Raw genomic sequence first — 7,738 nt, forward strand, 5'->3', positions numbered from 1 at the left:
GCGGGCGTCAGTGATGTGATCGTGCTGCCGGCAATATCAGCACGGGATTCGACGAACTTGCTGGCCCGCGTCGGACTGTCAGCTACAGAATTCTCAATCCATGCGGCTTTGCCAGCAGCTTTGGCGGTTTTGCCCGGAGGTGCGGTCGCCTTCTGGGGAGAAATTTTGATGGTCAAGACCGCGCCAGTACCGTCTGCGGCTTTTACCGTGACAGTATCGGTATACGCATGATCAGCCGGGCCCGCGCTTGCGGGTCGAACGTCATCGAGCGCGGCCCAAATCAGAGCTGCAAGCGCGCCGACTCCGCCGTACAGGCGCGACAGCGCGAACGTCGCGAGCTCCCGGCGGTTTTTGATCTCAAGCTGTGCAAAGATGTGATCGACTCGCGCGTTGATGGTGCGTGTGGCGACCTTGAGCTGGCGCGCAATCTCCTTGTTCGACATACCGCAGGCGACCAGTCGCAGGATCTTGCGCTCCAGATCCGTCAGCGCTGTCAGCCCATCGTCGTCAAAAGTGCCATGGCTTGCCTTGCCGGCAGCCGCCCGGTCCGCGATCGGTGCCACCAGCCTGAGGGACTGCATCAAGGCTTCGGGCTCCTCGCGCATCGGAATCCCGGCGCAGGCACCCGCTGCGATGGCGCCAGCGAGATCACCCTGCGCAATGGATGCGGTGTAGAAGACCAGTCGCGTGGGAAGGTTTTCGGTATTGACGGCGGTGAGCATCTCGGACGCCGTCACATCAGAAAACCCGTCCTCTACAAGCGCGACATCCGGCGTCAACCTCCGAACTGCCTCGAGACAGTCGGCTCCGTTATTACAAGATGCGACGAGCTCGAAGTCACTCTCCGCGGCAAATAGCGGCGCAAAACCCTGCAGCACGATCGGACGGCGATCAGCTATCACGATTCGAATACGAAGCATCGGCTTCACTTGCCCCGACCTTCCGTCGCCTAGCAAGGGCGACCTGGTTTACGGCGTCACTTTCAAGAGCAGCGCGGGTTCATGGAACGGACAATACCCCAATCCCGTGAAATCCGCGTCCTTCGTATAACGGAGGATTAATCCATGCGTTCCAAGCGCACGTCAAGGTAGTGCTTCGGCCAATTGGGCTGCCGAAGTCTAAGCCTGATGTCGGGGGCACGTCTACCCGCTGGATGCTAAACCTGGATCGTCGGCTTCAGGTCAATATGCGAAGAACTCAGAGCGAGAAACCCGGTCTGCTCCGTCCCGTTGAGCGGACCTCCATGAGCGGCTTCGCGACTGCGCCGATGGGCCAGATTTGGTCCTGCAGGGCTGTCCTTGCTGCAGTCCGTCTTTACTCGGAAGCCGATGTTCGGTCCGATCAAGGAGCCGCGCCATCCCGTCAGTTTCGAGAGGCGAGGCCCCTTGTTCTCACGCAGCGGATGCGAGCCGGCTCCCGTGGCCGAAAGACCTACGTTTCAGTTGCTGCCTCCGCGTTTGGGCGCGAAAGCCGGTCAGACAAAATACTCTCGGATAGGCCTATTTTCCACTCGGCGCGTTCCCCGTTGTAGTCGCCGTGGTCCCCGCTTGTTGTGGCTGCGGCGGCGGTGCCTTAGGAGCCGACGTCAGCATACGAATCTTCCATTGCCCATTCTCACGGACATCGAGAGCAGTCCAAACAGCGTTCATTTCGAGGGGATCGCCTTTCTCACTCTTACCGGTGATGTGGGCTTCGCCAGTTGATAGAGCCATGTTTTCTGACAATGGCTGAACGTCCGTCACCTTTACCTCGAGGCGGTTAAGTCCCGCTTTGAAAGCGTCCTCGTAAAACTTGGTATTATCGGGCTCAATTCCATTCTGAGTAACACGCAGGTAGTTCTTCGTATAAAGTGACGTAATCGCGGCAGCATCTTGTTTGCCGAAGTGCTGCTCGTATGCTGAAGCTATCTTCCCAATTTCCTCCTTGAGATTTTGATCTGCTGCAGTCGCAGGAACTGCTGACAGCAATAGTGAGAAACATACAGCTCCAAATGCGCGCATGATGTTAGCTCCCTGCTATCGATGCCTCTCTAGAATAGGGGATGGAGACGAGGCTTTCCTCCGTCCTCCTGAGCAACGTCGATCGCGCGGCCGTCCGGTTTCGAGGAACAGGTCCTGTCAGAGTTACGGTTGGTACACCTCCACAGGCGCCGACCTGCCACCGTCCTTGCTGACTCATCTGGTGATCGCGAAGTGACGTTGGCTCCTGCGCCACTATAGCTCCAACCAGCGAGGTCGGCCATGGGTCACAAGCAGTCCCTCGCAACCAGACAGCGCGGCGTCCGCTGCAACTTCCAAAGCTGAAGCTAGGCAGCCCGCCCCTGCTACACCGTCCGCAGCACCGGCGCTGGCGGCTGCGACGGCCGGATCAGCGCGAACGCCACCTGCACGATGCCGCCGGCAAGGCCGAGCGCGACGCCGATCCGCCAGGCCATGGTGTAGGAGCCGAGTGCGTCGTAGAGCACCCCGCCTCCATAGGCGCCGAGGAAGCTGCCGATCTGGTGGCTCATGAAGGCGAGGCCCTGGATCATCGCCTGCCAGCGCAGGCCGAACATTTCGGCGACGGCGCCCGCGACCAGCGGGCCGACGCCCATCCAGAGGAAGCCCATGATGGCGCCGAACAGCAGCGTCGAGAACGACGTGGCCGGCAGCATGAAGTACCAGGCGAGCGCCAGCGAGCGCAGGATGTAGATGCCGCCCAGCAGCGCGAGCTTGTTCCAGCGCTGGCCGGCCCAGCCAAAGAACAGCGAGCCCAGCACATTGAAGCCGCCGATCATGCCGAGCGTCTGCGCGCTCAACATCGGGTCGAGGCCGCAGATCGCAAGGTACGACGGCAGATGCGTGGTCAGGAACACGAGCTGCATGCCGCAGACGAGATAGGCACAGGTCATCACCACGAACGGCGCGTTGCCGAACGCCGCCCTTGCCGCGGTTGCCGCCGAGGCATCGCCGATGTCGTCAGCGGCCGGCTTCGGCAGCGGGATCTTGTCGACGCGGCCGGCATACCAGGCGGCCGGGATCATCAGCACCGACATGACGACGAAGCCGGCAAGCCCGATGCGCCAGCCAAAGCCCTCGTTGAGCATCTGCCCGATCGGCGCCGACAAGAGCGCGCCGAGCGAGCCCGCACCGGAGACGATGCCGAGCACGGTCGAGCGCACCGTCTCGGGGACCGCGCGCGCCGCCACCGACATCGCGATCGCGGCGGCGGTGCAGGCCAGAGACGTGCCGATCAGCACGCCGGCGCCGATCATGATGCTGACGAGCCCGTTGGCGGTCGCCATCAGCGCGAGGCCCGCAATGTACATCAACGCGCCCGCGATCATGATGGGGCGGAAGCCGTAGCGCACCGTCAGCGCGCCGGCGGGCGGCTGCAGAAAACCCCAGGCGAGGTTCTGCACCGCCAACGCCAGCGTGAAATCCGAGATCGAAATGTGGACGTCATGCGTCAGCGGCTGCATGAAGATGCCGAGGCTCTGCCGCAACCCCATGCTCAGCGTCAGCATGATCGAGGCGCCGATCAGGATCGGCAAGGTCGGACGCAGGACCTGCAACAGGGGCATTTTTTGTCTCCCTTTTGGGCGCGGCACACGTGCCGACGTCCGTTTTTGCCGTTGATTTTGGTTACACAGACCTGTGTACTTAGGCTATAGTCGGCCGCCGCTGTCAAGCGAACAGGACGCTTAGCTCTGCATGGCTCCCCCGCCCGCCCCACAGACGATGAAAGAGCGGATCCTTCAGACCGCCGACAAGCTGTTCTATCTGCAAGGCATCCGCGCCATCGGCGTCGATACCATCGCGGCCGAGATCGGCATCAGCAAGCGCACGCTCTACAACCACTTCCCGTCCAAGGACGCGCTGATCGCCGCCTATCTCGAGCGCCGGTTCGTGAGCGTGCATCCTTCCGACAAGCCGCCGGCCGAGCAGATCCTCGCCACCTTCGATTCGCTGGAGCGACGCTTTGCGGCAAAGGATTTCCGCGGCTGCCCGTTCGTAAATGCGGTCGCCGAGCTCGGCCCTTCCGACCGCGCCGTGAAGAAGATCGCCATCGCCTTCAAGGAAAGCCGCCGCCTCTGGTTTCGCGACCGGCTGACCGAGCTCGCCGTTGCGGACGCGGAGGCGCTGGCGACGCAGCTCGTGCTGCTGGTGGACGGTTCAATCGCGCAGGACCTCGTGCGTGATGATCCGGCAATGGCACGCGCGGCGAAGGAGGCGGCGAAGGTGCTGTTGCGGAATGCGGGGGTGGATGTGGGGGGCGATGCGAAGAAGCCCATGAAGGGGCACAAGTCCGCGCCTCAATAATGACTGTCGTCCCGGACAAGCGCAGCGAAGCGGAGCGCAGATCCGGGACCCATAACCACAGGCAGTAGTTTGACGAAGACTCGTGGTTACCAGTCCGCGCCATAACCCCTCCCTGGGGTTATGGGTCCCCGCCTTCGCGGGGACGACGACTGGTGTTGTGGCGACAGCGCTCGTTCACGCATCGCCCACCCTACCAATATGCTCCTGTTTTGCCCGACGGGTCAAATGACGCCGCTGATAGCGAAGGCCTTTCTGCCACCCACATAAGTCCTTGATCCGACTAGCGCCGGCTACTGTGCATGGGGTTGTTTTCGCAGTTTGGTATCGCGGCGCCTTCACGCCGCCTGCGACACCACCCGGTTGCGGCCGTCGTGCTTGGCCCGGTAGAGCGCGGTGTCGGCGCGCTTGAGGACGTCGGCGACCGCCTCGCCCTTCTGCTCCAGCGTGGTGAGGCCGATCGAGATCGTGACCTCGATGCGCTTGGTGCCCTTGTGGATCGCGAACGGCTCGCCCGCGATCGAGCGGCGCAGGCGCTCGGCGACCATGCCGGCGACGTGCAAATCGGTCTCCGGCATCACGATGACGAATTCCTCGCCGCCGTAGCGGCAGGCCAGATCGATGCCGCGGATCGACTTGCGCACGCGCACCGCGAATTCGCGCAAGACGTCGTCGCCGGCATCGTGCCCGTAATTGTCGTTGATCGACTTGAAATAGTCGATGTCCAGGATCATCAGCGCCAGCGGCTTGCCACGCGTGGCGGCCTGCTCGGCGAGCGTTGCCAGATGACTCTCCATGTAGCGGCGGTTGTGCAGGCCGGTGAGCGCGTCGGTGATCGCCATCTCGATCGAGTTCTGCACGTTGTCGCGTAAGTGATCGGTGTAGCGGCGGCGGCGGATCTGGGTGCGGGCGCGCGCCAGCAGCTCCGTCTTGTCGATGGGGCGCAGCAGATAGTCGTTGACGCCGATCTCGAGGCCGCGGAGCAGCCGCGTCGAGTTCTCGGGCTCGGCGATCGCCAGGATCGGCACGTGGCGCGTGCGCTCCAGCGAGCGCGCCTGGCTGCAGAGTCTCAGGCCATCGAAATTGTTGAGATCGAGCGAGACGATCAGCAAATCGTAATTGCCCTCGGCGGCGTGGAACAGCGCCTCCGTCGGGTTCGGCTCGACGTCGACCGTGTGCTCGGCGGCGAGGATCGTCGCCAGCCGCTCATAGGAGGACTCGCGGTCGTCGACCAAGAGGATGCGGCCGCCCTTGCCGGTGTCGGCCACGGCGCTGCGCTCGGGCGCCTGCATGCCGATCTCGAGCGAGGTGATGGCGCGCATGCGCAGCTCATCGGTCATCATCTTCAGCCGCGTCAGTGAACGCACGCGCGCGATCAGCACGACGTCGGATACGGGCTTGGTCAGGAAATCGTCGGCGCCGGCCTCGAGGCCGCGGTTGCGGTCGGCGGGGCTGTCGAGCGCGGTGACCATCACGACGGGAATGTGATGCGTGGCCGGATCGGATTTCAGGCGGCGGCAGACTTCAAAACCGTCCATGTCAGGCATCATCACGTCGAGCAGGATGATGTCGCATTCGGCTCTACGGCTGATCGCCAGCGCCTCGGCGCCGTTCGAAGCGGTCATCACGTCGAAATATTCGGCGGACAGGCGGGCTTCGAGGAGTTTGACGTTGGCAGGAACGTCATCGACAACCAGGATACGCGCGGACACTGTGAACTCACTTCCTATCCGATGAAACGCCGGACCGTCTCGATGAATTTGCCGACCGAGATCGGCTTGGACAAATAGGCCTCGCAGCCGCCCTCGCGGATGCGTTCTTCGTCGCCCTTCATCGCGAACGCCGTGACCGCGACGACGGGAATGGTGCGCAGCTCCGGATCGTCCTTGATCCAGCGCGTCACCTCGAGGCCGGAGACCTGCGGCAACTGGATATCCATCAGCACGAGGTCGGGCCGCATCTTGCGTACGAGATCGAGCGCCTCGTAACCGTTGCTGGTGCCCGAAGTCTGGTAGCCATGTGCTTCCAACAGGTCGCGGAAGAGCTTCATGTTGAGCTCGTTGTCTTCCACGATCAGGACGGTCTTAGCCATCCCGCCCTCCCGATTGGCACGAAGCCGGATACATGTGACGCCTCAGGCGCCGCTTTCCGGCGCTTCGAAAACTGGATTCAAACTAGCCTCAGATTCGCTCTAGTTTCGTTAAACCCGAGGGGCCACTTTCTGCGATGTGGTTTCCAGTTGCTTGCCCCGGGATCGCAAGACTCAAGGCGGAGACTCGGGCATGATGCAAAGTAGACACCGAAAGTTAACGGAAAGGCAAACCGGGCCCGTGAAAAAGCCTGTTCACAACCCTCGCGAAGTCGCTGAAATCGTTGCGATTCAGGCCCTGTCCTTCGTGGCGAGCGAGCCCGAGCGGCTGGGCCTGTTTCTGGCCGAGACAGGTGTCGGCCCGGAGACCCTCCGGAACGCCGCCGCGGACCCGAATTTCCTCCTCAGCGTGCTCGATTTCGTGCTGCGCGATGACGCCACCGTGAAGGCCTTCGCCACCGCCGCCGAACTGCATCCGACCAACGTTGCCGCAGCGCGGCAGGTCCTCGGCGACGCGCTCGGCGACCCCTCCTGGGAGCGCGACGTGCCGTGACCGCCCCCGTCCCGGCCGGGCCCCGCTGCTTCTGCCGGGATTGTCTGGCCGACCTGGATATCGCCGTGCGGCGCTGCGCGGCCTGCGGTTCCCCTCGCCTCGCCCGCCACCGGGCGCTGGCGAGCCTGACCATCGCGCATATCGACTGCGACGCCTTCTATGCGACGGTCGAGAAGCGCGACAATCCCGACATCGCCGACAAGCCCGTCATCATCGGCGGCGGCAAGCGCGGCGTGGTCTCGGCCGCCTGCTACATCGCGCGCACCTACGGCGTGCGCTCGGCGATGCCGATGTTCAAGGCGCTGGAGGCCTGCCCCCATGCGACCGTGATCCGGCCCGACATGGCGAAATACGTCCGCGTCGGCCGCGAGGTGCGCCAGGCCATGCAGGCGCTGACGCCGCTGGTCGAGCCGCTCTCGATCGACGAGGCCTTCCTCGACCTCTCCGGCACCGAGCGGGTGCATGGCATGATCCCGGCCAAGGTGCTGGCGCGCTTTGCCCGCGAGGTCGAGCGCGACATTGGCATCACCGTCTCGGTCGGCCTGTCCTGCAACAAGTTTTTGGCCAAGATCGCCTCCGACCTCGACAAGCCGCGCGGCTTCGCCGCGCTCGACCAGGACGAGGCGCGCGTGATGCTGGCGGAAAAGCCCGTCGGCTTCATCTTCGGCGTCGGACCGGCGACCCAGGAACGCCTCGTGCAGCGCGGCTTCCGCATCATCGCCGACCTGCAAAAGGCCGACGAGATCGAGATGATGCGGCAGTTTCCGAGCGACGGCCGCCGGCTGTGGCGGCTCGCCC

The 7,738-nt window shown here is 63.6% G+C and carries 8 protein-coding genes; 3 read left to right on the forward strand and 5 right to left on the reverse strand.

Annotated features, from left to right (window positions below):
* From A5906_RS20045 to A5906_RS20055, 3 genes are all read right to left on the reverse strand, one after another.
* On the reverse strand, window positions 1–920 hold a 920-nt coding region (locus A5906_RS20045; protein WP_245326831.1), incomplete at its 3' end, for a LuxR C-terminal-related transcriptional regulator.
* Between the two features lie 579 nt (window positions 921–1,499).
* Window positions 1,500–2,000: a YybH family protein gene (locus A5906_RS20050; RefSeq protein WP_080137073.1), complete on the reverse strand. Its 501-nt coding sequence runs from the start codon at window positions 1,998–2,000 to the stop codon at window positions 1,500–1,502.
* Window positions 2,001–2,323: 323 nt separating this feature from the next.
* Complete coding sequence (locus A5906_RS20055; protein ID WP_080137074.1) at window positions 2,324–3,562, reverse strand: MFS transporter; 1,239 nt, start codon at window positions 3,560–3,562, stop codon at window positions 2,324–2,326.
* Window positions 3,563–3,692: 130 nt separating this feature from the next.
* Here A5906_RS20055 and A5906_RS20060 point away from each other — a divergent pair, with 130 nt between their 5' ends.
* Window positions 3,693–4,301: a TetR/AcrR family transcriptional regulator gene (locus A5906_RS20060; RefSeq protein WP_080137075.1), complete on the forward strand. Its 609-nt coding sequence runs from the start codon at window positions 3,693–3,695 to the stop codon at window positions 4,299–4,301.
* Window positions 4,302–4,636: 335 nt separating this feature from the next.
* On the opposite strand, the gene A5906_RS20065 is transcribed toward A5906_RS20060, so the two are convergent.
* A complete protein-coding gene (locus A5906_RS20065; RefSeq protein WP_080137076.1) occupies window positions 4,637–6,010 on the reverse strand; it encodes a PleD family two-component system response regulator in 1,374 nt (457 codons plus the stop codon).
* Window positions 6,011–6,024: 14 nt separating this feature from the next.
* Window positions 6,025–6,390 carry a response regulator gene (locus A5906_RS20070; RefSeq protein WP_027553080.1) on the reverse strand — a complete coding sequence of 122 codons (366 nt, stop codon included), beginning with the start codon at window positions 6,388–6,390 and terminating at the stop codon, window positions 6,025–6,027.
* 238 nt (window positions 6,391–6,628) lie between these two features.
* Between A5906_RS20070 and A5906_RS20075 the strand changes: the two genes are divergently transcribed.
* Both A5906_RS20075 and A5906_RS44740 read left to right on the forward strand, forming a co-directional pair.
* Window positions 6,629–6,940: a DUF3572 domain-containing protein gene (locus tag A5906_RS20075; RefSeq protein WP_080137077.1), complete on the forward strand. Its 312-nt coding sequence runs from the start codon at window positions 6,629–6,631 to the stop codon at window positions 6,938–6,940.
* Window positions 6,937–7,738, forward strand: an 802-nt coding sequence (locus A5906_RS44740; protein WP_245326804.1) for a DNA polymerase IV, incomplete at its 3' end; no start/stop codon positions are given. The genes A5906_RS20075 and A5906_RS44740, both read left to right, overlap by 4 nt.

Source organism: Bradyrhizobium sacchari (genome assembly GCF_002068095.1).
GTDB lineage: Bacteria > Pseudomonadota > Alphaproteobacteria > Rhizobiales > Xanthobacteraceae > Bradyrhizobium > Bradyrhizobium sacchari.